The 21,697-nt window shown below is 61.0% G+C and carries 26 protein-coding genes; 14 read left to right on the forward strand and 12 right to left on the reverse strand.

What is annotated here, in order from left to right:
- Positions 1-44 precede the first annotated feature (44 nt).
- From rpoN to ACSQ26_RS21545, 4 genes are all read left to right on the forward strand, one after another.
- Positions 45-1,565, forward strand: a complete 1,521-nt coding sequence (gene rpoN, locus ACSQ26_RS21530; RefSeq protein WP_436012485.1) for an RNA polymerase factor sigma-54 — start codon at positions 45-47, stop codon at positions 1,563-1,565.
- A 418-nt stretch (positions 1,566-1,983) separates the two neighbouring features.
- The gene (gene hpf / locus ACSQ26_RS21535; RefSeq protein ID WP_436012487.1) at positions 1,984-2,556 is read left to right on the forward strand and encodes a ribosome hibernation-promoting factor, HPF/YfiA family; all 573 of its coding nucleotides are present in this window, start codon (positions 1,984-1,986) and stop codon (positions 2,554-2,556) included.
- An 80-nt stretch (positions 2,557-2,636) separates the two neighbouring features.
- Positions 2,637-3,098 carry a PTS IIA-like nitrogen regulatory protein PtsN gene (gene ptsN / locus ACSQ26_RS21540; protein ID WP_258159856.1) on the forward strand — a complete coding sequence of 154 codons (462 nt, stop codon included), beginning with the start codon at positions 2,637-2,639 and terminating at the stop codon, positions 3,096-3,098.
- Positions 3,099-3,135: 37 nt separating this feature from the next.
- The gene (locus ACSQ26_RS21545; protein ID WP_436012489.1) at positions 3,136-3,813 is read left to right on the forward strand and encodes a glutathione S-transferase family protein; all 678 of its coding nucleotides are present in this window, start codon (positions 3,136-3,138) and stop codon (positions 3,811-3,813) included.
- A gap of 3 nt (positions 3,814-3,816) precedes the next feature.
- Here the strand turns inward: ACSQ26_RS21545 and ACSQ26_RS21550 are convergent, their stop codons facing one another.
- Positions 3,817-4,761, reverse strand: coding sequence for an AEC family transporter (locus ACSQ26_RS21550; protein ID WP_436012491.1), 945 nt, complete (start codon positions 4,759-4,761; stop codon positions 3,817-3,819).
- A gap of 158 nt (positions 4,762-4,919) precedes the next feature.
- Between ACSQ26_RS21550 and ACSQ26_RS21555 the strand changes: the two genes are divergently transcribed.
- Together ACSQ26_RS21555 and ACSQ26_RS21560 are read left to right on the forward strand one after the other, a co-directional pair.
- Complete coding sequence (locus ACSQ26_RS21555) at positions 4,920-5,366, forward strand: PaaI family thioesterase (RefSeq protein WP_436012493.1); 447 nt, start codon at positions 4,920-4,922, stop codon at positions 5,364-5,366.
- The gene (locus ACSQ26_RS21560; RefSeq protein WP_436012495.1) at positions 5,363-6,034 is read left to right on the forward strand and encodes a 5'-methylthioadenosine/S-adenosylhomocysteine nucleosidase; all 672 of its coding nucleotides are present in this window, start codon (positions 5,363-5,365) and stop codon (positions 6,032-6,034) included. Before ACSQ26_RS21555 ends, ACSQ26_RS21560 begins: the two co-directional genes overlap by 4 nt.
- Here ACSQ26_RS21560 and ACSQ26_RS21565 read toward each other — a convergent pair.
- On the reverse strand, positions 6,002-6,322 hold the full coding sequence (locus ACSQ26_RS21565) for a hypothetical protein (RefSeq protein WP_436012497.1): 321 nt from the start codon (positions 6,320-6,322) through the stop codon (positions 6,002-6,004). The genes ACSQ26_RS21560 and ACSQ26_RS21565 overlap by 33 nt on opposite strands.
- A gap of 88 nt (positions 6,323-6,410) precedes the next feature.
- On the opposite strand from ACSQ26_RS21565, the gene ACSQ26_RS21570 reads away from it, so the two are divergent.
- Positions 6,411-6,839, forward strand: coding sequence for a MarR family winged helix-turn-helix transcriptional regulator (locus tag ACSQ26_RS21570; protein ID WP_436012499.1), 429 nt, complete (start codon positions 6,411-6,413; stop codon positions 6,837-6,839).
- 44 nt (positions 6,840-6,883) lie between these two features.
- The gene (gene guaA, locus ACSQ26_RS21575; RefSeq protein WP_436012501.1) at positions 6,884-8,446 is read left to right on the forward strand and encodes a glutamine-hydrolyzing GMP synthase; all 1,563 of its coding nucleotides are present in this window, start codon (positions 6,884-6,886) and stop codon (positions 8,444-8,446) included.
- A 349-nt stretch (positions 8,447-8,795) separates the two neighbouring features.
- Here guaA and ACSQ26_RS21580 read toward each other — a convergent pair whose 3' ends face one another.
- Positions 8,796-9,185, reverse strand: coding sequence for a nuclear transport factor 2 family protein (locus ACSQ26_RS21580; RefSeq protein WP_436012503.1), 390 nt, complete (start codon positions 9,183-9,185; stop codon positions 8,796-8,798).
- 157 nt (positions 9,186-9,342) lie between these two features.
- Between ACSQ26_RS21580 and ACSQ26_RS21585 the strand changes: the two genes are divergently transcribed.
- Positions 9,343-10,227, forward strand: a complete 885-nt coding sequence (locus tag ACSQ26_RS21585; RefSeq protein ID WP_436012505.1) for a helix-turn-helix domain-containing protein — start codon at positions 9,343-9,345, stop codon at positions 10,225-10,227.
- Positions 10,228-10,398: 171 nt separating this feature from the next.
- On the opposite strand, the gene ACSQ26_RS21590 is transcribed toward ACSQ26_RS21585, so the two are convergent.
- Together ACSQ26_RS21590 and ACSQ26_RS21595 are read right to left on the reverse strand one after the other, a co-directional pair.
- Complete coding sequence (locus tag ACSQ26_RS21590) at positions 10,399-10,998, reverse strand: NADPH-dependent F420 reductase (protein ID WP_436012507.1); 600 nt, start codon at positions 10,996-10,998, stop codon at positions 10,399-10,401.
- Between the two features lie 100 nt (positions 10,999-11,098).
- The gene (locus tag ACSQ26_RS21595; protein ID WP_436012509.1) at positions 11,099-11,833 is read right to left on the reverse strand and encodes an SDR family NAD(P)-dependent oxidoreductase; all 735 of its coding nucleotides are present in this window, start codon (positions 11,831-11,833) and stop codon (positions 11,099-11,101) included.
- A gap of 272 nt (positions 11,834-12,105) precedes the next feature.
- Between ACSQ26_RS21595 and ACSQ26_RS21600 the strand changes: the two genes are divergently transcribed.
- Complete coding sequence (locus ACSQ26_RS21600; protein ID WP_436012511.1) at positions 12,106-13,017, forward strand: LysR family transcriptional regulator; 912 nt, start codon at positions 12,106-12,108, stop codon at positions 13,015-13,017.
- Here the strand turns inward: ACSQ26_RS21600 and ACSQ26_RS21605 are convergent.
- Positions 12,997-13,821 carry a helix-turn-helix transcriptional regulator gene (locus ACSQ26_RS21605; RefSeq protein WP_436012513.1) on the reverse strand — a complete coding sequence of 275 codons (825 nt, stop codon included), beginning with the start codon at positions 13,819-13,821 and terminating at the stop codon, positions 12,997-12,999. The two genes, ACSQ26_RS21600 and ACSQ26_RS21605, sit on opposite strands and share 21 nt — an antisense overlap.
- Positions 13,822-13,919: 98 nt before the next feature.
- On the opposite strand from ACSQ26_RS21605, the gene ACSQ26_RS21610 reads away from it, so the two are divergent.
- Positions 13,920-14,819: an SDR family oxidoreductase gene (locus ACSQ26_RS21610; protein ID WP_436012515.1), complete on the forward strand. Its 900-nt coding sequence runs from the start codon at positions 13,920-13,922 to the stop codon at positions 14,817-14,819.
- 28 nt (positions 14,820-14,847) lie between these two features.
- Here the strand turns inward: ACSQ26_RS21610 and ACSQ26_RS21615 are convergent, their stop codons facing one another.
- The 3 genes from ACSQ26_RS21615 to ACSQ26_RS21625 form a co-directional block, all read right to left on the reverse strand.
- Positions 14,848-15,672: a bifunctional allantoicase/(S)-ureidoglycine aminohydrolase gene (locus ACSQ26_RS21615; RefSeq protein WP_436012517.1), complete on the reverse strand. Its 825-nt coding sequence runs from the start codon at positions 15,670-15,672 to the stop codon at positions 14,848-14,850.
- Between the two features lie 140 nt (positions 15,673-15,812).
- Entirely contained in the window at positions 15,813-16,343 is a 531-nt protein-coding gene (locus ACSQ26_RS21620) for a methylated-DNA--[protein]-cysteine S-methyltransferase (protein ID WP_436012519.1), read from the reverse strand.
- A gap of 10 nt (positions 16,344-16,353) precedes the next feature.
- Positions 16,354-16,917 carry a methylated-DNA--[protein]-cysteine S-methyltransferase gene (locus tag ACSQ26_RS21625; RefSeq protein ID WP_436012521.1) on the reverse strand — a complete coding sequence of 188 codons (564 nt, stop codon included), beginning with the start codon at positions 16,915-16,917 and terminating at the stop codon, positions 16,354-16,356.
- Between the two features lie 168 nt (positions 16,918-17,085).
- Between ACSQ26_RS21625 and ACSQ26_RS21630 the strand changes: the two genes are divergently transcribed.
- A complete protein-coding gene (locus ACSQ26_RS21630) occupies positions 17,086-17,673 on the forward strand; it encodes a 2'-5' RNA ligase family protein (RefSeq protein ID WP_436012523.1) in 588 nt (195 codons plus the stop codon).
- An 18-nt stretch (positions 17,674-17,691) separates the two neighbouring features.
- Here ACSQ26_RS21630 and ACSQ26_RS21635 read toward each other — a convergent pair whose 3' ends face one another.
- The gene (locus ACSQ26_RS21635) at positions 17,692-18,894 is read right to left on the reverse strand and encodes a GGDEF domain-containing protein (protein ID WP_436012525.1); all 1,203 of its coding nucleotides are present in this window, start codon (positions 18,892-18,894) and stop codon (positions 17,692-17,694) included.
- Positions 18,895-19,063: 169 nt separating this feature from the next.
- Between ACSQ26_RS21635 and ACSQ26_RS21640 the strand changes: the two genes are divergently transcribed.
- Positions 19,064-19,423 carry an arsenate reductase gene (locus ACSQ26_RS21640; RefSeq protein WP_436012527.1) on the forward strand — a complete coding sequence of 120 codons (360 nt, stop codon included), beginning with the start codon at positions 19,064-19,066 and terminating at the stop codon, positions 19,421-19,423.
- A gap of 2 nt (positions 19,424-19,425) precedes the next feature.
- The gene (ybaK, locus tag ACSQ26_RS21645; RefSeq protein ID WP_436012529.1) at positions 19,426-19,899 is read left to right on the forward strand and encodes a Cys-tRNA(Pro) deacylase; all 474 of its coding nucleotides are present in this window, start codon (positions 19,426-19,428) and stop codon (positions 19,897-19,899) included.
- An 8-nt stretch (positions 19,900-19,907) separates the two neighbouring features.
- Here the strand turns inward: ybaK and grpE are convergent, their stop codons facing one another.
- Positions 19,908-20,534, reverse strand: coding sequence for a nucleotide exchange factor GrpE (grpE, locus tag ACSQ26_RS21650; RefSeq protein ID WP_436012531.1), 627 nt, complete (start codon positions 20,532-20,534; stop codon positions 19,908-19,910).
- 107 nt (positions 20,535-20,641) lie between these two features.
- Positions 20,642-21,697: a heat-inducible transcriptional repressor HrcA gene (hrcA, locus tag ACSQ26_RS21655; RefSeq protein ID WP_436012533.1), complete on the reverse strand. Its 1,056-nt coding sequence runs from the start codon at positions 21,695-21,697 to the stop codon at positions 20,642-20,644.

Consider the following 21,697-nt stretch of genomic DNA (forward strand, 5'->3'; position numbering starts at 1 on the left):
GGCAGCCCGGTATTCATCGCCTTCGAGGGAGTTCAGCGTCCGCCATGGCTTTGTCCGCCAGCCTTTTCCTGCGACAGACCCAGTCGCTGGTCATGACACCGCAGCTGATGCAATCCATCCAGTTGCTGCAGATGACGCATCTCGAACTCAACCAGTTCATCGCCACCGAAGTCGAGAAGAACCCGCTGCTCGAACTCAACGGGCCGGAAGACAGCGACTTTCCGCATGAAGGCCACAGTCACGAGCGCCAGGGCGACGACGGCGAGGCGGAAAATTATGGCGCCAGCAGCCAGACCGAACGGCTGAGCGAGGCGCTCGATGGCGGTTTCGAGAATGTCTACCAGGACGATGCCGGCCCGCGCAAAGCCGATGCGCCCGAACTGCTGTCACAATGGAAATCGATGCCGGGCAGCCTGGGTGAGAGCGGCGAGGCCTATGATCTCGACGATTTCGTCGCCGGCCAGGTAACCTTGAAGGAACATCTCGGCCAGCAGGTACCATTCACGCTGCATGACCCTGTCGACATCTTCATAGCCCGCTATCTCACGGATCTGCTCGACGATTCCGGCTATATCCACCATGACCTCGATGAAGTGGCTTTCGCGCTTGGCAAGGGACGGGACGCAATCGAGGCCGTGCTGGCAAAACTGCAGCTCCTCGATCCCCCCGGTGTCTTCGCGCGCTCGCTGAGCGAATGCCTGGCGATCCAGCTCAAGAGCCGCGACAGGTTCGATCCCGCGATGCAGGCATTGATCGCCAATCTCGAACTTTTAGCGCGGCGGGATTTCCAGACGCTCAAGAAACTCTGCGGCGTCGATGAGGAAGACCTGATCGACATGCTGGCCGAAATCCGCGCGCTCGATCCCAAGCCGGGCAGTGGTTTCGAAGCATCGGTGTCCGAGTCGATCAATCCCGATGTCATCGTGCAGGCAGCGCCCGACGGTGGCTGGACGGTCGAACTCAATCCCGAGACCCTGCCCCGTGTGCTGGTCAACCAGAACTACTATCTCAGCGTCGCCAATGCCGCTTCGAAACAGGACAGCGACCATGCGTTCCTCTCCGAATGCCTGCAGAATGCCAGCTGGCTGACCCGCAGCCTCGACCAGCGGGCCAAGACCATCATGAAGGTGGCGAGCGAGATTGTCCGGCAACAGGATGCCTTCCTCGCCAACGGCATCGATTATCTCAGGCCGCTCAACCTCAAGACGGTCGCCGATGCGATCAAGATGCACGAATCGACCGTCAGCCGGGTGACCTCCAACAAGTACATGCTGACCCCCCGCGGTCTGTTCGAACTGAAATATTTCTTCACCGTATCGATCGCGGCTGTGGAGGGTGGCAACGCGCATTCGGCCGAATCCGTGCGCCACCGCATCCGTTCGATGATCTCCGAAGAGGTCGCCGAAGGCGTGCTTTCCGATGACGATATCGTGGAATCGCTGAAGGCCGGAGGCATCGAGATCGCCAGGCGCACAGTCGCCAAGTATCGGGAAGCAATGAACATTCCGTCTTCGGTACAACGAAGGCGCGAAAAGCGCGCCATGGCAAAGGTCTATGTTGGCTGAAACAGCCGGAACGCTCGCGTTTCCACGGCAATCATCGCGTGAATACGGCTTCGCTTAATTATTAACATTCAATTTCCACCCCTTGACTTCCACGAGGCTCGTGCTTAAGAGGCCGCGCTCATCAGGAGGCTCGCAGCCGAAAAAACCGGAAAAGAAACGCGTGTGGCGTCGGTCCGGCGGCAAAAGAGAACTCTTGGAACAGGGAACAGGTTAGCATAGACTGCATTTCGATGTTTGTGATCGCACTTGGTGATCAGGTCGAGGGCAGCCGGTTCTTCAAGACCGGGAGAGGTCTTCAATGCCGGTAAACAAGATCCATATCGTCCAAGTCGTGGCATTCGCCCGGGATCCGGGTCCGCCCCGGGCGCGTAGGGAACTATGAGGACTTCGAAACTTCGACTGCAGGAAGGATAACACCATGAGTGTGCGTGTGACCGGCAAGCATATGGACATCGGCGATTCGTTCAGAACCCGGATAACCGGGCAGATTCACGAAGCGATCGGAAAATATTTCGACGGCGGCTTCTCAAGCCAGGTGCTTGTGGAAAAGGCCGGCTCGCGGTTCAGTGCTGACTGCAAGATACATCTTGATTCCGGTGCCAATCTCCATGCCGAAGGCAAGGCCAACGATCCGCAGGTCGCCTTTGAAAGTGCCTTCGAACGCATCGAAAAGCGGCTCCGCCGCTACAAGCGCAAGCTTCGCGACCATCATCACGGCGAAAACCGGGCGGCGAGCGAAGTCGCCTATACGGTGCTCGACTCCGTGTCCGACGAGGAAGACGAGGTCGCCGAGAACTTCGCGCCGGCAATCGTCGCCGAGACGACCAAGAAGCTCTCCACCATGACCGTCGCGACCGCCGTGATGGCGCTCGACATGACGGATGAACCGATGCTGATGTTCCGCAAGCCGGGCACATCGGAGCTCAATATTGTATATCGCCGCAATGACGGTAATATCGGCTGGATCGATTCCGCCAATATCAAAGGCTGACAAGCCGGCGACACATATTCGAAACAGGACCGGCGGTTGACGCCGGTCCGAGCATACCGGGCCGAAAAAGGACAAGATGAATGGCTTTGGCGGACATTCTGCAGCCGGAAGGGATTATCCCGGCGCTCCGTGCACATACGAAGAAGCAATTACTGGTAGAACTTGCGGCCAACGCCTCCAAACTCACCGGAATCTCCGAGCGTGAAATCTTCGACGTCGTGCTCCAGCGCGAGCGCCTCGGCTCGACCGGCGTGGGCGGCGGCATCGCCATTCCGCATGGCAAGCTGAAGGCGCTGAACAAGATCATCGGTGTGTTCGCACGTCTCGAGACGCCTGTCGATTTCGAAGCGCTCGATGACCAGCCCGTCGATCTCGTCTTCATGCTGCTCGCGCCCGAAGGCGCCGGCGCCGATCATCTCAAGGCACTCTCCCGGATCGCGCGCGCGCTCCGCGACCAGGACCTGGTGGCGCGGCTGCGTTCGTCCGAAACCGTGCCCGCGATCGATGCATGCCTCAATCAGGAGCAGGCCTCGGCGGCCTGATCCAACCTCCCTCACCCGCCTCCGGAGGGACCGGCCGGTGTCATTGATCCTCTATTATCATCCTCTGGCGTCCTATTGCCAAAAGGTGCTGATCCCGCTCTACGAGAACGGCACCGAATTCGAGGCCCGCCACGTCGATCTGTCCAGCGAGGAATCGAGCGCAGAGTTGAAAGCGGCCTGGCCGGTCGGCAAGTTTCCTGTGATCAAGGACGTCACGCGCAATGTGATCGTGCCCGAGTCCACCGTCATCATCGAGTATCTCGATCAGTTCCACCCCGGCGCGATCAGGTTCATTCCCGAAGACGCGGATGCCGCGCGTGAAGTGCGTCTCTGGGACCGGTTTTTCGACCTCTATGTCTCGACACCGATGCAGAAAATCGTCGGCAACCGTTTGCGACCCGCCGATATGACGGATGATTACGGCGTCATCGAAGCGCGCAACAATCTCGACACCGCCTATGAGATGCTGGAGAAGCAGCTCGCGTCCGGCCAATGGGCTGCCGGCGCCGATTTCAGCATGGCGGACTGCTCGGCGGCACCCGCGCTGTTCTATGCCGAATGCGTGCATCCCTTTACGCCAACCTATCCCAATCTCGCGGCCTATTTCGACAGGCTGATGACGCGACCTTCGGTGACACGCGTGATCGAGGAAGCGCGGCCCTACTTCCAGTATTTTCCATTCAACGAAGCCATTCCGGCACGATTCCTGGGCTGATCGTCAGCCCACCATCCAGGCCCAGAACATCACCGTCAACACGCCAAAACCCGTCGTCAAGGTGATGGTGGAGGCGGCGAGCTTTTCGGCAGTCCTGAACTGCGCGGCGATCAGCCAGGCATTGATGCCGGTCGGCACGGACGAGGTCAGCACCAGCGCCGCCTGCCATTCGTGGCTCAACCCCAGAAGCTTTGAGAAAACCAGCACACAGGCCGGCAGCAGAAAGAGCTTCAGCACCGACGACGACGAGGCGAGGGTAGCATTGCCGCCCAACCCATAGCGCCGCATGGCCATGCCGAGCGAAAGCAGGGCCGCGGGTGCGGCAACGGCCGCCAGCTGGTCGGCGACGATCTTCGGCACCCCGGTGAGCGGAATGCCCGAGAAGTGCCAGAGGATGCCGCCCAGAACACCGAAGACCAATGGATTGCGGCTGAGATTGAGCCCGAGATAGCGGAAGAGCGCGTACCACCCCTCGGATTGCTTGCCGATGTCGCGCCGCTCGGCGCGTTCGATCAGCAGCGAACTCGCCACCATCATGATGGGCAGATGGACCGCAAGCAGGATCGAAACCGCCACCATGCCCTTTGGTCCAACGAGACGATCGACCAGTGGCAGGCCGATGAAAACATTGTTGGCGAAGGCGGCGGACACGCCGGCAACTGTCGCCGTGCGCTGGTCGGTACGGAAAAGCTGCGACGCAATAATGTGACCCACGGTCCAGGTCACCGCCACGCCCGCGAAATAGGCGATCCACAGCCGTACCGGAAATGCGCCGTGGAAATCCGCTTCGGCAAGCGTCCGGAAGATCAGCACCGGCACGGCCAGCTTGAAGACGAATTCGGAAAGCGCGATCCCTGCTTCCGGCTTCAGGTAACCGGAGGCAACGACAGCCCAGCCGATGAGGATCATCAGGAAGATCGGCAGGACATTGAGGGCGACGTCGAACATTTCGCCGGTCTTACGCGCCTGGACGCCCGTATCAAGCCCGCATCGTACGCTATGGTACGCTTAGTGGGCGTTTCCACTATTTATCGCGGGAAAATGAATGGCGATGCTTGTGAAGGCGTCACGGGAGTGGCAATTTCGCAAGCGCGAAGGGAATACCGATGGACCATCAGGATAGTGACTTCAGGGAACGGATAAGGACCTCGTTCGCCAATCAGGGCGCGATGGCGCTTATCGGCGCGGAACTGACCCGTATCCACCAGGGCACGGTGGAGATCGAGCTGTCCTACAGGCCGGATCTGACGCAGCAGCACGGTTTTCTGCACGCGGGCGTCATATCGGCCGCACTCGATGCCGCCTGCACCTATGCCGCCTATACGATGATCGAGCCCGATGTTTCAATCCTCACCATCGAATTCAAGGTCAATCTGCTCTCGCCGGGCAAGGGTGACCGCTTCCTGTTTCGCGGCGAGATCACCAAGCCTGGCTCCAACATCATCGTCGCGGACGGCCGCGCCTATGCGATCGGCGACGGCCCGGCCAAGCTTATCGCCTCGATGACCGGCACCAAGATGGCCTTGCGCGGCCGCGAGGATATCCGGGGATGAGCGACCGCCTGAAGCTGATCGGCGACAAGGCCGTGCTGTTCGTGATGGCGGCCGAGGCCGAATATGGTCCGCATCTCGAGGCGCTGTTCACGCCTGTCATGACCGGGGTCGGGCCGGTAGAAGCGGCCGTGCAAATGACCGCGACGCTTGCGGGTCTCGTGCTCGATGGCCGCAAGCCCGATCTGGTCGTCTCGCTCGGTTCGGCCGGTTCCGCGACACTCGAACAAGCCGAAGTTTATCAGGCCACAGCCGTCTGCTACCGCGACATGGATGCCTCCGCCTTCGGCTTTCCGAAGGGCACGACGCCGTTCCTCGGTCTGCCGGCGGTTCTGCCGCTTCCTATCCGCATTCCCGGCGTCAAACAGGCCACGCTATCAACCGGCGCCAACGTCGTATCCGGTGCGGCGTACGCAACGATTGACGCCGACATGGTGGAGATGGAGACGTTTGCCATTCTTCGCGCCTGCATGAATTTCAACATTCCGCTGATCGGGTTGCGCGGCATTTCGGACGGCAAGGCCGAGGTCAGCCATATCAATGACTGGACCGAGTATCTCCATGTCATCGACGAGAAACTGGCGGATGCCGTGCAATTGGTGATCGAAGCAATCGAAAACGATCACCTCCCCGGCTTTTCAGATCGGCAGGTTGGCGGTGTTGCCGAATGAGATCGAGCGAACGGCACCGCGATCAACGCCGTCGACGTCGAAGTAGCTGATGCGTCCGGGACCGGCCTTGAGCGTCCAACTTCCGGATGGGCCATCGCGCCAGGCGACCGAGTATCCATCGTCGAGCAGCGACCAGTCGCCGGTCATCGTCACGCCGCCGGGAAGGCGCATATGGGCAAGCGTCTCCGTCTCATAATAGATCGTCGCCTGCCGACCCTCGCCCATGTCGATTTCATGGGTGGCGTTGACGAGGAGTGCTGCGAGCACGGGCTTTTCGAGAATAAACATGGACGGAACCTTTCAAGCATGGATCAGCGCGATATAGTCAAGTAGATTGACTAAATGAAATCTAGATCGAAGCAGGATATTAGTCAAGATGCTTGACGATAAATTCCCGGATCATATCGGTTGGCGGCTCTGGCAGGCCAGCAACGAGTGGAATCTCGAATTCGTGGCGCGCATGCAGGCGGCAGGTCACGGATGGTTCACTGCGGCCCGGTCCTCGTTGATTGGCCACATCGCGCCGAAAGGCACCAAGCAGGGCTCGCTGGTGGACCGCATCGGCATTTCCAAGCAAGCGATCCAGCAGCTCGTGGACGGGTTGGAAGATGACGGCATTCTCGAACGCGTGCCCGATGCCGATGACAAACGCAGCCGGATCGTCCGCCTCACCGAAGCGGGCCGGGCGGCGATGAAGGACGCCAACCGCATCAAGATCGAGATCGAATCCGGTTATCGCGAGCGCATCGGCAGCGACGAATTCGCTCTCCTCTCCGAACTGCTGGGAAAACTGTCCAAACGCTGACGATCCCCGTTGCCATCAGGACTTTCCTTCTTTATAGGCCCGACATGACCCAGACAGCTCATTCCGATACCGTTCTCATCGTGGATTTCGGCAGCCAGGTGACACAGCTCATCGGCCGGCGCGTGCGCGAGGCAGGCGTCTATTCCGAAGTCATTCCCTTCCAGTCCGCCGAAGAAGCCTTCCACAGGCTGCGCCCCAAGGCGGTGATCCTGTCGGGCAGCCCGCACTCAGTGCTCGACGAGGGCAGCCCACGGGCGCCGCAGGTGGTGTTCGATTCCGGCCTGCCGATCCTCGCCATCTGTTACGGCCAGCAGACGACGGCGATCCAGCTTGGCGGACAGGTGGAAGGCGGCCATGCCCGAGAATTCGGACGTGCCGACGTGGAAATCCTCAAAGCGAGCCCGCTGTTCGAAGGCGTTTGGGAAGTCGGCAAGAAATACCCCGTCTGGATGAGCCATGGCGACCGCGTGACCCGCGCGCCCGAGGGCTTCGAGGTGATCGGCGTTTCAGAGAACGCGCCCTTCGCCATCACCGTCAATGAGGCCAAACGCTACTATACGACGATGTTCCACCCCGAAGTGGTGCACACGCCCGACGGCGCCAAGCTGCTTGCCAACTTCGTGCACAAGATCGCCGGCATTCCCGCCGATTGGACGATGTCGGCCTATCGCGCCCGCGCCGTCGAGGCGATCCGCAACCAGGTCGGCGACGGCCGCGTGCTTTGCGCGCTTTCAGGCGGCGTCGATTCCTCGGTCGCGGCATTGCTGATTCACGAAGCGATCGGCGACCAACTGACCTGCGTGCTGGTCGATCATGGCCTGATGCGCAAGAACGAGGCGCGCGACGTCGTCGCGATGTTCCGCGAGCATTACAACCTGCATCTGATCCATGTCGATGCCAGCGACATGTTCATCAATGCGCTGGAAGGCGAGAGCGACCCCGAGAAGAAGCGCAAGACGATCGGCCGACTGTTCATCGAAGTGTTCGAAGAGGAAGCCAAGAAACTCGGCGGCGCGGAGTTCCTCGCCCAGGGCACGCTCTATCCGGACGTGATCGAAAGCGTTTCCTATTCCGGCGGCCCCTCGGTCACCATCAAGTCGCACCACAATGTCGGCGGCCTGCCCGAGCGTATGAACATGCAGCTCGTCGAACCCTTGCGCGAACTGTTCAAGGACGAGGTGCGCGTGCTCGGCAAGGAACTCGGCCTGCCCGAGAGCTTCATCGGCCGCCATCCGTTCCCCGGTCCGGGCCTGGCGATTCGCTGCCCCGGCGGCATAACCCGTGAGAAACTCGAAATCCTGCGCGAAGCCGACGCCGTCTATCTCGACGAGATCCGCAAGGCGGGCCTCTACGACAAGATCTGGCAGGCCTTCGCCGTGCTGCTCCCGGTCCAGACCGTCGGCGTGATGGGCGACGGCCGCACCTACGAATTCGTCTGCGCACTCCGCGCCGTCACCTCCGTAGACGGCATGACGGCGGATTTCTACCAGTACGACATGAACTTCCTCGGCCGCGCGGCAACCCGGATCATCAACGAGGTGCGGGGAATTAATCGCGTCGTGTACGACGTGACCAGCAAGCCGCCCGGGACAATCGAGTGGGAGTAGGGGTTTAACGCAGCCTGGGGTAGGGAATCGTATTCTTTCGTTGAAACGCAGCGATTTTTGAGTGCCCTACAAACCACCCATGATCATTTTCCCGACCGCCAAGTCGCTCGGCAAATAGCCGCTATATTTGGGGACGCTATCGGGCATGTCCCGACTAAACACCTAGAACATCGGATTGTTGTTTGCGCGCGTATCAGGCATTCGCATCCAAGTGCTCAACCAATTTGCCGTTCTCGACGCGATAGATATCGATAAATCTCCATTGATTCGCACTCATCGCGAAGCTCCGGAAAATGGACAAGTAGTTGGAGCAGGGCCGCTTTCGTTCCGCTGCTCCAGATGCGGTGACCTATTTGCCCCAGAACCGGTCCTCTTCTTCCGGATCGGAGGAGAACAGCCAGACTTCGACGATCTTGCCATCCTGCATGCGCAGCAGATCGATACCGGGCTGGTCGACCTTGGCGCCTTCGCGTTGACCGACAAACTCGATCTCGATGGCAACCAGGTCGCCGTTGGCGAGATAGCGATGGGCATGGGTGATGGCGAAACTACCGCCAGACTTTGCCATCATGGCGCCCATCATGGCACCAAATTCGGCAATGCCGTTCTTGGTTCCTGAGAACTGGTTATCGCCCGGCTGATGCCAAATGACCTGGGGCGAAAGCAGTTCGCCAAGCGTGGCCTGATCGCCGGTCTGGACGGCTTTGATATAAGCTTTTCCGATGTCGATAGTAGTCATTTCGGTCTCTCATTTGCAGATGTTGAAATCTGCTGCGAAGTGCCCTTCGCAGTTCATAAGAGCGATAATAATGGGTAGCATCCCATTCTGTCGTGGTTCATAATCGCCGAAATATGATACTTATCGGACATGTTCGATCGGAGTTGGCGCAACGCGAATGACAAAGAGCCGAGCGAAGCTGGATCAACTCAGTTACCGTCCGAGTGGGCGCGATCTGGATGTTGAGATATTTCATTTTTCGGACTTGCGGCGCCGCGTGACCTCCGAGCAAATCCTGGCGCTGTATCATTATTCCTTCCACACGCTGATCTGCGTGACCGAGGGTGCGGTGACCCAGGTCGTGGACTTCCAGCCGGTCCATTGCGCGGCCGGATCCCTCCTCGTGTTGAGGCCCGGGCAGGTTCACAGTTTCGGTAGTGATAAAGGCTGGGACGGGTGGATGGTCCTGTTCCGCGCAGAATTCCTCCCATCGGAGACGCAAACGACTGCCGATCTGCTGCCTGTCCTGCGTCTGGATCGGCTACCGGATCACCTATCCCTATTCGCTGCCGATTTCGGCGCTGTGAATGAGGCGATCACCAGGATGCAGCAGGACGCCGCGAGCCCCGCCCCGCCCAAGGATCTACACGCGCTCTTACGATACGAACTTTGTGCCCTGCTTCTGCGCCTTGCCATCCTGCAGGACAAGCACATGGGCATTGACGTCGCACAAAGCCCGGGTGTGCAGCGTTATGCCAGGTTTCGCAGGCTAATCGAACAGAACCATGCCGGCTGGCATCAGGTATCCGCCTATGCGGCAGCTCTGGGCTGTACCGAGAAAAGCCTGACGCGAGCGGCGTTAGAGGCGACCGGGCAAAGCGCCAAAAGTGCCATCACGGCTCGCATCACCTTGGAAGCCAAACGGCTCCTGGTCCATACCAACAGACCCATCTACCTTATCGCAGAAGGCCTCGGTTTCGCGGAGGCAACCAATTTCGCTAAGTTTTTCAGCCGCGAAACCGGTTTCACCCCGATTAAGTTTCGCAAGCAATACAAGAACTGAACGCATTAGGGATAGCACCTTAACCGCCACGGATAGCTTGGGGATTGATTCTATCCTGCCCAGGGGCGCGGCATCATGTCTCGTGTGGCCTTCATATATTCGGTCGCGCGCTGCTCGAAAAAGGTTAGCGCGCGACCCATTCTCGGCGTCGATTACACGGTCGTAGATCGATTACTGCTCCTTCTTGAACAAATCCTGGAAGATGAGCGGCCCCCAGGTGCGGCCGCGTGCGTGCACCAGCGCGCCACCCTCGTTGAGCTTTCCAAGCTTGACGGGTGCGAACCCGAGTTGTTTGGCCAGGGCCGCCACGGAAGCGGTCGCGTCCTCGTCCTCACCAGACAGAAAGACGACCCGGTGGCCGCCCTCGGCGACCGGATCGGTAGCCAGGTTGGCCGCAATCAGGTGATTGAAGCCTTTCACGAACTTGGCGCCGGTGAACGACTTCGCAACGAAGGCAGAGGACACGAGGCCGTTCAGCTCTTCAGGGACAGGAAACGCGTTCATTGCGTCGATGACTGTCTTGCCTTTCCAGCTCGGCAGGGCCTTCGCGACCTCGCGGTGTTCCCCAAACGGGACGGCCAGGATGATCGTGTCGGCCTCGAGCGCATCCCGCAGCGACTTGGCGACGACCGTGGGTCCAATCGCCCGGGCCTGCGGCGCCAACGCCTCGGGCGGCCGGCGACTCGCCACAGTCACCTTGATGTTCTTACGGGCGAAGGCGTGGGCGAGAGCCTGGCCTATCTTACCGAATCCTACAATTGCGTAGCTCATAATGTTTCTCCGATCCGTGTTGATATTGATTCCCCGGCCCTCAACGGCGCCGGGTTATCCGTTCGCTGTGGTCAGCCACTTCCCGCGATCCGGCGCGAGTTCAGATGGCCGAGAAGCCGCCGTCGACAGACAACTCCACGCCATTCACGAAGCTCGAATCGTCTGAAGCAAGAAACAGCGCCACCGCCGCAATTTCCTCGGAACGACCCATCTTTCCCCGCGGGATCAGGGATTCGAACATCAGCTTCGCCTCCTCGGTGAGAACCTGGTCCTGCATGGGTGTGGCGATCGGCCCCGGGTGCAGCACGTTCACGCGGATATTCCTACCCTTCAGTTCGTTGAGCCAGCCGCGCGCGAATGCGTGCAGCGCCGCCTTGCTCGCCGCATAGACGCTGTAACCGGGAAAACCTTTGATCGAAGCAACTGACCCGGTCATGAAGATCGATCCGCCATCGTTGAACAGAGGCAGCGCCTTCTGGACCGTAAACAGCGTGCCGCGCGCATTCAGGTTGAAGGCCGCATCGAAGTGCTGCTCGGTAATCTCGCCCAGTGGCGCGGCTTCGCCCACGCCGGCGCTCGCATACAGGATGTCAATCCTGCCCTTTTCGCGGCTGACCGTATCGAACAGGCGGTCGAGGTCGTCGAGATTGGACGCGTCGCCGCGCACGCCGGTCACGTTGCGGCCGATCAGCTTGACGGCCTCGTCGAGCGCCTCCTGTCTCCGGCCCGTGATGAAAACATAGGCGCCTTCTTCAACGAACCGCTTCGCGCTTGCCAGCGCCATGCCGCTCGATCCACCCGTGATGACTGCAACCTTACCGTCTAGCTTTCCCATGACTTGTCCTTTGCTCCGTCTTTGCTTGTTCGGGGACGCTCCCGAGCACCCTCGAAATGGGTCCGACGGCATTGGTTGTTGAGTGCGGAAACGCGCACATCGGTGGTGCAAAATCGATCCGGCTACGCGACTGACGCTAGCCGTGACGATCGGCGTGCGCCGTTCGGAATTGGGCCGTGCCCGTCGCATAAGCTATGATGACCGCCCATACTGCTGTACGATGCGTTGGATACGGGCTTTGGAAGGCGCACCGCGCGGTGCTGGATTGCACCATGATCGACTGGGATGACATTCGCTACTTTCTTGCCGCGGCGCGCGGAGGATCAGTGCGGGCTGCCGCCAAGCGCCTTGGTGTGAACCACGCGACCGTGCTGCGACGCATCGCACAGCTCGAGGAACGCCTCGGGGCGCAGATGTTCGAAAAGCTGCCTTCGGGCTACCGCCTGACGGCTGCGGGCGAGGAGGTCCTCGAGCTCGCGAACCAGATGGAAGCATCGTCGAACCAGCTGGAGACGCGCGTCTTTGGGCGCGACCAGAGCGTGCGCGGTCTTCTGCGAGTGACATTGACACCGATCCTCGCGACGCACCTGCTCATGCCGGACTTCGCCGATTTCGTGCGTCTGCATCCTGATATCGAGATGGAAATCCTGTCGTCCGGGGAGCTGGCAAATCTGACCAACCGGGAGGCCGACATCGCGATCCGCGTCGTCTACGACCGCAAAACCCTGCCTCTCAATCTTCACGGCTTAAAAGGACCGGAGCTGTTCGGCGGCGTCTACATGTCTCGCGATCGGCTGGTCGCATGGCGTGCGGGCGCCCCTGATCCTATCCGTTGGATCGTGATAAGCATGCATGGCATTCCGGATTGGGCCAGCGAGGGTGAGGTTCGTACCACGGGGGTTCCCTTCAGGGTCACGGACGCCGCGGCGGAGATCGCGGCCGTACGGCAAGGGCTGGGGATCACGACACTGCCGTGCTTCGTCGGAGATGCCGACCCACTACTGGTGAGGGTGCCGGGCACCGACCTGCACATGTACGGAACGCTCTGGCTTCTCACCCAGGGGGAGACACGCAAGACGAAGCGCGTGCGGCTCTTCACGGAGTTCGTATCCCGCAGGCTCGCCGCGTATGCTCCGCTTCTCGCGGGGCTAGGGTCTCACCTTTCAACGCGCGGCGATGAGTGACCGGATCCGCTCGGTGTCCACAGCGGTGACGGGATTGTAAATCACCATGCCGAGCTCGGGACGGCCGTCGACGGCGAAGGTCGAAAATTCCAGTTCCAGCAGGCCGACTTCGGGGTGGTGGATACGCTTGAGCCCATCGTTATGAGCGGCGATCTCGTTATCACGCCAGAATCTCTCGAACTCCGCACTTGCTCGCGATAGCTCATCGACGAGCTGAGTAACCTCCTCGGTGGCGCCGGCGCGCGCAACGTCGGCACGGAAAGAGCCCACCACGTAACGGGCGACGCTCTCCCAATCCTCCTGGATGGCCCGGACGCGCGAATTGCCGAACATGAGCCGCAGGATGTTGCGCTGTTCGCGAGGAAGCTGGCCATAGTCCGTCAGTACGGCTGCGGCGGCGCGGTTCCAGGCGACGACGTCCCATGTCGCTGTCTTGATGAATGCCGGACTGGTGTCGAGGGCATCGAGTACGCGCTGCAGCCGCGGCGTCACGCCGTCGGTCGGCTTGTAGCGCACCTCTGGAGGACGGCCGAGCCCGAGCATGAAGAGATGCTCGCGTTCGGGCTCGGTCAGCATCAAGCCCTTTGCAATGCGATCGAGCACATCGGCCGACGGCGCCCCGCCGCGCCCCTGCTCCAGCCAGGTGTACCAGGTTGAACTGATATTGGCGCGCTGCGCGACCTCCTCCCGACGCAAGCCCGGCGTTCGGCGGCGACCACCGGTCAATCCGAACGCGACGGGATCGAGCCGAATGCGCCGATCGCGCAGATAAACACCCAGTGAATTCGTGGCGTCGATGGCCATGGCTATCCTGTTGGTGATTATACCGGTATAAGATCACTACTTTAACAGGAAAGAATGTAGGTCCATTTCTCTGGTCGAACAACCAGAAAGGTGCCTCCATGCGTGTTTTCCTTACCGGCGCGACCGGCTTTATCGGCTCAAGAATCGTGCCTGAACTCATTGCTGCCGGCCATCGGGTGCTGGGCCTGACCCGCTCCGATGACGGCGCCGCGGCGCTCACCCGAGCCGGCGCCGATGTGTACCGCGGCAGCCTGGCGGAGCCCGAGAGCCTGGCGCGGGGCGCGGCCCAAGCCGACGCGGTCATCCACACCGCATTCGATCATGACTTCACCAGGTTTCTCGCGAACTGCGAGAAGGACCGGCGCGTGATCGAGGCGATCGGCGACGTGCTTTCCGGATCGGGCAAACCGTTCCTGATTACGTCGGGCGTGGGGATGGGAAATGTCGGCCCCGGCGAGCTTGCGATCGAGCAGTCGTTCGACCGCGACAACCCGAACCCGCGACGACTATCCGAGCTGACCGGCGAAACCGTTGCGGCAAGGGGTGTGAGCGTCGCGGTCGTCCGCCTGCCGCAGGTTCATGACACCGAGAAGCAGGGGCTGATCACGCCGATGATCAGGATCGCCCGCGCGAAGGGCTACGTCGCCTATGTGGGCGAAGGCAATACCCGCTGGTCCGCGGCCCATGTCGCCGATGTCGCCCGACTGTATCGTCTTGCGCTTGAGCAACACGAAGCTGGAGCACGTTATAACGCGGTTGCCGAAGAGGGCATCCCGGCTCGCGAGATCGCGGAGGTGATAGCAGCCGGCCTCGGCATTCCGGTGCGCTCACTGCCGCCCGAGCAGGTTGCCGAGTATTATGGGCCGTTTGCGCATTTCGCCGCCCTCGACCTGCCCGCATCGAGCGAATGGACGCGTGAGAAGCTGGGCTGGGAGCCGACCGGCCCGAGCCTGCTACAGGACCTGAAACATATGAATTATGGTGCAGTCGCTGCATGAACGGCGGGACGACCGCCAGATCACGCCCCTACCGCCCCAGCTTCATGTGCCGGTTGACATCCTTGTACAGCAGATACCGGAACTTCCCCGGGCCTCCGGCGTAGCAGGCCTGGGGGCAGAAGGCGCGCAGCCACATGAAATCGCCCGCCTCGACTTCGACCCAGTCCTGGTTGAGCCGATAGACCGCCTTGCCTTCCAGTACGTAAAGGCCGTGTTCCATCACATGGGTTTCGGCGAACGGGATGACGGCGCCGGGTTCGAAGGTGACGATCGTGACATGCATATCGTGGCGCAGGTCGAGCGGATCGACGAAGCGTGTCGTGGCCCACTTGCCTTCCGTCCCCGGCATCGGCAGCGGTGCGACGTCCTGCTCGTTGGCGAAGATCGGCTCTGGGGCGTCCAAGCCTGGCACCACCTCGTAAGCCTTGCGGATCCAGTGGAAGCGCGCTGCATCCGATCCATTATTGCGAAGTTTCCAAGCGCTCGAAGGCGGCAGGAAGGCATAGCCGCCGGGGTGGAGCGTGTGCGTCTCACCTCCGAGCTCGACTGTCACCGCACCTTCCGTGACGAAGAGTACGCCCTCGGCCTTTGGATCCAGCTCCGGCTGGTCGCTGCCGCCGCCCGGTGCGACTTCCATGATGTATTGTGAGAAGGTTTCCGCAAAGCCGGAAAGCGGGCGGGCGATGATCCAGAGACGCGTGCCGGTCCATAAGGGCAGGTAGCTGGTGACGATGTCCATCATCACGCCCTTGGGGATCACCGCATAGGCCTCGGTGAAGACCGCGCGGCCGGTGAGCAGTTCCGTCTGCGCCGGCGAGCCGCCTTTCGGCGCGTAGTAGTTTGGCTTTGTCACTATGTACTCCCGCGAAGTATTTTGCGTATCATCGTCGCGCCACCGACAGCGTCAAGCCGCCGCGACGGCGCGTCGTGCCGATGTACCGATATTCGACGGTCTTGTTTAGCCGTTTCCGGTTCTGAAAAGCAAAACACTCTTCATGCCACCACGCGCAATTGTATCTGCGATGCATGGCGCCGCTCGTGGTCGACCAGCCAGCGCTTGCGCGCGATGCCGCCGCCATAGCCGGTCAGCGATCCATTGCTGCCGACCAGGCGGTGGCAGGGCACGACGAGACTGACGGGGTTCAGCGCATTGGCCATCCCGATCGCGCGGGCGGCATTCGGCCTGCCGAGTGCGGCGGCCATCTGGCCGTAGGTGCGGGTTTCGCCGGGTGGGATGGCGCGCAAGGCTTCCCAAGCGCGGCGCTGGAACTCCGTGCCGCCGCCATCGACCTCGATGGCGTCAAGCGCCGCGAGATCGCCTTCGAAATAGGCGCGGATGGCGGATGTGATCTCGTTCAAGTCGTCCACCGGTTCCAGCATCGGCTCCTTGCCGAATCGTGCCCGCAGCATCGGCATCAGCCGGTGCTCGGTATCGCCGAACTCCATCGCGATCAGCCTGCCGCCATCGGCCACGATATGGATGGGGCCGATGGCGTGATCTGCCATGATCGTCTGGATTTGCAAGCGTCGCGCCTCAGAGAGCCAGCGATTGCTGCACCGGCTTGGGCGGCGCGACCTGGACGCCCTCGAGTTCCAACATGCGCTGCTTGGAATTCGAGCCGCCCGGCGCCGAGAAGCCGCCAATCTTGTTGCCGGCCGCCAGCACGCGGTGGCAGGGAATGATCAGCGCAACGGGGTTCTTCGCCATCGCCTCGCCGACGTCGCGCGCCGCTTCCGGTCCTGCGCCAAGTTCCTTTGCAAGCGTGCCATAGGTGGTCGTATGACCCCATCCGATACGACGGGCGGCGGCGTAGATCTCCTTGAAGAAATCGTCCTGACTGGAGAGATCGAGCTTCACATCAGAGAAATCCACCGTCTCGCCGGCGAAATAACGCTTCACAGCTGTAATGGTGTCAGCCACTTCCGCAGGCGGCGTCGCGGGTTCCGCACCGGCGATGCGGCGCAGCAGCAGGCGTTCAGTGCCATCATGGGTGCTGGTCGGCAGTTGGAAGCGCGTGATGCCCGCGTCATTCCACGCAATGCCGCAGAAGCCGCCGGCGGTTTCGAAGATATGATAGTGCTGAATTTTCCGGCTCATATCAGAGACTCCTCGTTTCAACTTGTCCCTAAGATGGTGCTTGCAGGCCCAGAATTCCACCCGATTCTTGCAATGTCAACAGTTCTGCCTTGAAATATGTTCACTCTTTGTTCTTGAAATTCTGGCGTTATGGATTAGACTTCTCTGCGTGCCCCGAGGAGACTTCCCATGCTCAATCAACTCGACTTTGGATCGGGACCGAAGCCGCCGACAAGGCGGCCCACGGGCAGCAATCTGTTTACCGCGCTGCGCCCGGACGAGGCAACCGCCCGTCAGGTGCATACCGTCGCCCGGGATATCCGAGACATGTATCGCGCCCATCGTCAGCCGTTGTCATCCAGGCGGCTCCATGTGAGTCTGATCAATCTTGGCCACAGCGAAGATCTGGAAGACAGCATGATTTTCACGGCAAGGGAGGCGATCGACAAGGCCCGTTTCGAGCCCTTTACCATCACGTTCGACCGCATCATGACCTTCAAGCAAGAAGCGGCGCGGCCTGTCGTCTTGTGCAGTAATGGCGAAAACATCGGGCTGCTGAAGCTCACGGCACGACTAGCCGATGCACTCTATGGCGTCGGCCTGGACATCGGCTACAATCCGACGTTCCGGCCGCATATGACGCTGCTCTATCACCATGCGCCGATCGAGGATCACCAGCTTCCAACCCCGATTACATGGACGGTGAACGAGGTATGGCTTATCCACAGCCTGCTGGGACAGGGGCGCTATGAATTTCTATGGCCGCTGAGGAATTGATCGATGCGCCTGCAACATTCAGGCGTTGGCGGCACGGAGGCGCTCAGCGGCTTCGATGAGCTGTTCAGGTGCAGAGCGAAGCTCGAAGCGGCCGCCTTCGAGCACGACCTGGTTGCGACCGGCGGCCTTGGCGGCATAAAGGCACTCGTCTGCCCTGACCATGGCTTCCACCGGCGAGGCTTCGCTTTCGCCGATCGTGGCGACGCCGAAACTCACGGTGATCTGCCGGTCGATGGCAATGTGGCGCCAGTCCCGCGCCGCGAAACGGATCCGGATCGATTGCGCCAGCACGCCGCCTTCGGCAAGGCTGGCACCCGGAATGAAGATCACGAATTCCTCACCGCCGAAGCGTGCCGAGATGGCGTGGGCGGGCAGGCTGTTGCCGAGTTCGGCCGCCAGCTCGGCGATCACCCGATCGCCTGCACCATGCCCGAAACGGTCGTTGACCTGCTTGAAATGATCGATATCGCAGATCAGCACAGTACCCTCATACCGCCCGGAATGCTTCTTCGGCGCCAGCGCGCCATCGAAGCCGCGCCGGTTATAAAGGCCCGTCAGCGGGTCGCGGTCGGCTGCATCGCGATAGCGCAGAAGCGTGGCCGCGGTGATCGAACCCAAAACGGAGAGCGCAAAGAGCAGGCCGACCGCACTGGTCGTGATCTGCATGGCCCAGGCGTATGACGACGTCGCGAAATCCTCCAGCCGATCGCTCGATTTGACGAAGAAGACGAACACCATGACCCGCGCCAATGTGTCGAGCACCACAAGGCTGCTCATGACGATCAGCGCACGGTCGGCGAGCTTGGTCGCGCGGTCCATCACCTTCAGCAGGGCGAAACCGAGCAGGCAGGAGGTGGCGACATCGTTGAGAAAGAGTTCGGCATGCAGGCTGCGCTCGACGAGCACGACATAGAGGTCGATGAGAAGATAGGCCAGCATGAACGCCGCGCGTTCGCGCCGGTAGAGCGGCATCGAAAACTGTACGAGGAGAGCCTCGGCATAGAAGAAGAAGCCCGCGACGAAGAAAGCATCACCTGAAAGCGCGCCGATTTCCACCGGCAGCGGCACGACCGACGCCATGAATCCGAGCGCGCTGAAACCGAAGCCCAATCCCCACGCCCTGCCCGACGGCACATTGAAGCGCGACAGAACCACGAACACGGCTGAGAATGTCACCATCATGATCGGCAACAGGAAGGATAGGGCGGAGGTCGATTCCATCAAGTGTCCCCGGAAGCCGCCAGCGGAGGAAGGACGGCTGCCCGCTATCTAGCCTTTCTGCCGTTAAGAATCGCTGAAGTAGAAACACGAAATAGTGCATCTCGCCTGGACTTTTCCGCGCTGTGCTTTGTGATAAAGACAGGCGGAATAGAGGCATAGGAATGGGCGAATGACGGTCAGAATCTACGGGATCAAGAACTGCGACACGATGAAGAAGGCCTTCGACTGGCTGAAGTCGCACGGCATCGCCTATGACTTTCACGATTACCGCGCCGAAGGCATCGATACGAAGGTCGTCAAAGCCTGGTGCGACAGCGTCGGCTGGGAGAAGGTGCTCAACAAGGCGAGCACCACATTCAAGGAACTGCCCGATGCCGACAAGGCCGGCCTTGACGAGGACAAGGCGATTTCGCTGATGACCCGCGAGCCGACGATGATCAAACGGCCGGTGTTGATTGCCGGCGAGACGATCCTGAACGGCTTCAAGCCGGCCATCTATGAAGCAATCCTGGAGAAGCGGGCGAGTTGAGCATGTCCAAGTCCACCCGTGCCACGCTGGCGCTTGCGGCTGCCAAGGCCACATTCGAGGTCCTGACCTACGACTACGATCCGGATGCCGACAAGATCGGCATGCAGGCGGCGGAATCGCTCAGAGTCTCGCCGTCGATCGTGCTGAAAACGCTGATGGCAGAGGTGGATGGCAAGCCGGTCTGCGTCGTCGTGCCGTCCGACCGCGAGGTAAGCATGAAGAAGCTCGCGGCGGCCTTCAAGGGCAAGTCCGCCAACATGATGAAGCCTGCGAATGCGGAGAAGGTTACCGGTTACGTCGTCGGCGGCATCTCGCCGTTCGGCCAGAAGAAGGCCGTGCCGACGGTCTTCGAAGCCGAAGCGATGGCGCATGAACTGGTCTATATGAATGGCGGCCAGCGCGGGCTTCAAGTGAAGCTCTCGCCGGCCGAAGCGGTCGCGGTGCTGAAGGCGATATCAGCGCCGGTTGTCGCCTGAGGCCTTGATCAGCCCGCGTTCTCGGTGGCGCTGGGCGCTTCGGCCTTGGGGCCGCCCTTGGAAACGCCGACCATGGCGGGGCGCAACACGCGCTCGCCGATCACGTAGCCATCTTGCACGACCTGGATCACGGTGTTGTTCGGCAGGTCCGCATTGGGAACCTCGAACATCGCCTGGTGGAAATGCGGGTCGAATTTCTGGCCGGCGGGCTCGATCTTCTTGACGCCATGGCGCTCGAGTGCCGAAAGCATGGCGCGCTCGGTCATCTCGACACCTTCGACCAGTGCCAGAAAGCCGGCATCGCCGGCGGCGCGGGCTTCCGCCGGAATGGCGTCCAGCGCACGGCGGAGATTGTCCGATACGGACAGCATGTCGCGCGCGAAGGCGGCGGCGGAATAGGTCTTGGCGTCCTTCACTTCGCGCTCGGTGCGGCGGCGAAGATTGTCCATCTCGGCGGCCAGCCGCAGGAACTTGTCCTTCAGCTCGGCATTCTCGGCCTTCAATACCTCGATGGGATCGAGTTCGGCGGGCGCTTCAGCCTGCGCATCGGCGGCCTGGGCAGCGTCGGGCGTCTCAGCACCGGCCACGGCTTCCTGGGCCTCCGTTTCGTAAGCGTTCTTGTTGTCGTCCGTCATCACGGTCTCCGAAAGTTCTCTATCTTGCTTGGGTTGCTGCGGATATCGAGCTTTGCCGTCAAAAAATCAAGGCTTAAGAGCAAGAAACGTGCCGCAAAGTGCTTGGTTCAGGGCGTCTTGCCGGCGAGCCGCGATATGAGCTGGGCGGTGTAGTCGACCATCGGCACGACGCGGGAATAGTTGAGCCGGGTCGGACCGATCACGCCGACGGCGCCGATGATGCGGTCCTCGCTGTTCTTGTAGGGTGCGACGATCAGCGAGGAACCGGACATCGAAAACAGCGTGTTCTCCGATCCGATGAATATCCGCACGCCCTGCCCGCCTTCGGCAAGGTTGAGGATGTCGGAAAGCGATTCCTTCTTTTCGAGGTCGTCGAAAAGCAATCTCAACCGGTCGATATCCTCGGCACCCTCGACCCCTTCGAGCAGGTTGGCGCGCCCTCGCACGATGAGCTGCGCCGAGCGGCCATCATTGGCGCCACCGGACCATACGGCGAGGCCACGCTCGACCAGATCGCTCGAAAGCTGGTCAAGCTCGGCGCGGATGGTTTCCTTGAGCTTGTCGATGCGCACGCGCGCCTCGGCCAGCGTCAAGCCCGAGAGATGCGCGTTGAGAAAATTCGCCGCCGCCGTCAGTTGCGAAGACGTCGTGCCAGTTGGCAGCGAGATGATGCGGTTTTCGATCTCGTCCTGGTCGCCGACCAGCACGGCGAGCGCCTTTTCAGGCGACAGCCGGATGAATTCGACATGCTTGACCAGCGTATCGCTCTTGGCGGTGATCACCAGACCCGCCCCGCGCGATACGGAAGACAGGATCTGGCTCGCTTCGTTGAGTGCGCTCTCGACGGGGAAGTCGCGATTGGGGGGCCGAATCTGGCGATCGATCTGCAGCCGCTCCTCCTCCGAGAGATGGCCGACCTGCATGAAGGCGTCCACGAAGAAGCGCAGGCCCAACTGGGTCGGCAGCCGGCCGGCGGATGTATGCGGTGAATAGATAAGCCCCAGCTCTTCCAGATCGCTCATTACATTGCGCACCGACGCCGGCGACAGCGACATGGGCAGCAGACGCGACAACGAACGGGAGCCCAGAGGCTCGCCGCTGCCCAGATAGCTTTCGACGATCCGCCGGAAGATTTCACCGGACCGCTCGTCCATACCCTTCAT

This window comes from Rhizobium sp. LjRoot254, assembly GCF_964254105.1.
Taxonomy (GTDB): domain Bacteria; phylum Pseudomonadota; class Alphaproteobacteria; order Rhizobiales; family Rhizobiaceae; genus Rhizobium_E.

Excerpts from the sequence above, each read along its gene's own strand:
- grpE (WP_436012531.1), bottom strand. The coding sequence starts at position 20,534 with ATGACGGACGACAACAAGAACGCTTACGAAACGGAGGCCCAGGAAGCC.
- ACSQ26_RS21570 (WP_436012499.1), top strand. The coding sequence starts at position 6,411 with ATGCTTGACGATAAATTCCCGGATCATATCGGTTGGCGGCTCTGGCAG.
- ACSQ26_RS21605 (WP_436012513.1), bottom strand. The coding sequence starts at position 13,821 with ATGGCCATCGACGCCACGAATTCACTGGGTGTTTATCTGCGCGATCGG.
- ACSQ26_RS21555 (WP_436012493.1), top strand. The coding sequence starts at position 4,920 with ATGGACCATCAGGATAGTGACTTCAGGGAACGGATAAGGACCTCGTTC.
- ACSQ26_RS21625 (WP_436012521.1), bottom strand. The coding sequence starts at position 16,917 with ATGAGCCGGAAAATTCAGCACTATCATATCTTCGAAACCGCCGGCGGC.
- ybaK (WP_436012529.1), top strand. The coding sequence starts at position 19,426 with ATGTCCAAGTCCACCCGTGCCACGCTGGCGCTTGCGGCTGCCAAGGCC.
- hrcA (WP_436012533.1), bottom strand. The coding sequence starts at position 21,697 with ATGAAGGGTATGGACGAGCGGTCCGGTGAAATCTTCCGGCGGATCGTC.
- ACSQ26_RS21580 (WP_436012503.1), bottom strand. The coding sequence starts at position 9,185 with ATGACTACTATCGACATCGGAAAAGCTTATATCAAAGCCGTCCAGACC.
- guaA (WP_436012501.1), top strand. The coding sequence starts at position 6,884 with ATGACCCAGACAGCTCATTCCGATACCGTTCTCATCGTGGATTTCGGC.
- ACSQ26_RS21630 (WP_436012523.1), top strand. The coding sequence starts at position 17,086 with ATGCTCAATCAACTCGACTTTGGATCGGGACCGAAGCCGCCGACAAGG.
- hpf (WP_436012487.1), top strand. The coding sequence starts at position 1,984 with ATGAGTGTGCGTGTGACCGGCAAGCATATGGACATCGGCGATTCGTTC.
- ACSQ26_RS21610 (WP_436012515.1), top strand. The coding sequence starts at position 13,920 with ATGCGTGTTTTCCTTACCGGCGCGACCGGCTTTATCGGCTCAAGAATC.
- ACSQ26_RS21595 (WP_436012509.1), bottom strand. The coding sequence starts at position 11,833 with ATGGGAAAGCTAGACGGTAAGGTTGCAGTCATCACGGGTGGATCGAGC.
- ACSQ26_RS21640 (WP_436012527.1), top strand. The coding sequence starts at position 19,064 with ATGACGGTCAGAATCTACGGGATCAAGAACTGCGACACGATGAAGAAG.
- ACSQ26_RS21600 (WP_436012511.1), top strand. The coding sequence starts at position 12,106 with ATGATCGACTGGGATGACATTCGCTACTTTCTTGCCGCGGCGCGCGGA.
- ACSQ26_RS21550 (WP_436012491.1), bottom strand. The coding sequence starts at position 4,761 with ATGTTCGACGTCGCCCTCAATGTCCTGCCGATCTTCCTGATGATCCTC.
- ACSQ26_RS21565 (WP_436012497.1), bottom strand. The coding sequence starts at position 6,322 with ATGTTTATTCTCGAAAAGCCCGTGCTCGCAGCACTCCTCGTCAACGCC.
- ptsN (WP_258159856.1), top strand. The coding sequence starts at position 2,637 with ATGGCTTTGGCGGACATTCTGCAGCCGGAAGGGATTATCCCGGCGCTC.
- rpoN (WP_436012485.1), top strand. The coding sequence starts at position 45 with ATGGCTTTGTCCGCCAGCCTTTTCCTGCGACAGACCCAGTCGCTGGTC.
- ACSQ26_RS21635 (WP_436012525.1), bottom strand. The coding sequence starts at position 18,894 with ATGGAATCGACCTCCGCCCTATCCTTCCTGTTGCCGATCATGATGGTG.
- ACSQ26_RS21590 (WP_436012507.1), bottom strand. The coding sequence starts at position 10,998 with ATGAGCTACGCAATTGTAGGATTCGGTAAGATAGGCCAGGCTCTCGCC.
- ACSQ26_RS21585 (WP_436012505.1), top strand. The coding sequence starts at position 9,343 with ATGACAAAGAGCCGAGCGAAGCTGGATCAACTCAGTTACCGTCCGAGT.
- ACSQ26_RS21560 (WP_436012495.1), top strand. The coding sequence starts at position 5,363 with ATGAGCGACCGCCTGAAGCTGATCGGCGACAAGGCCGTGCTGTTCGTG.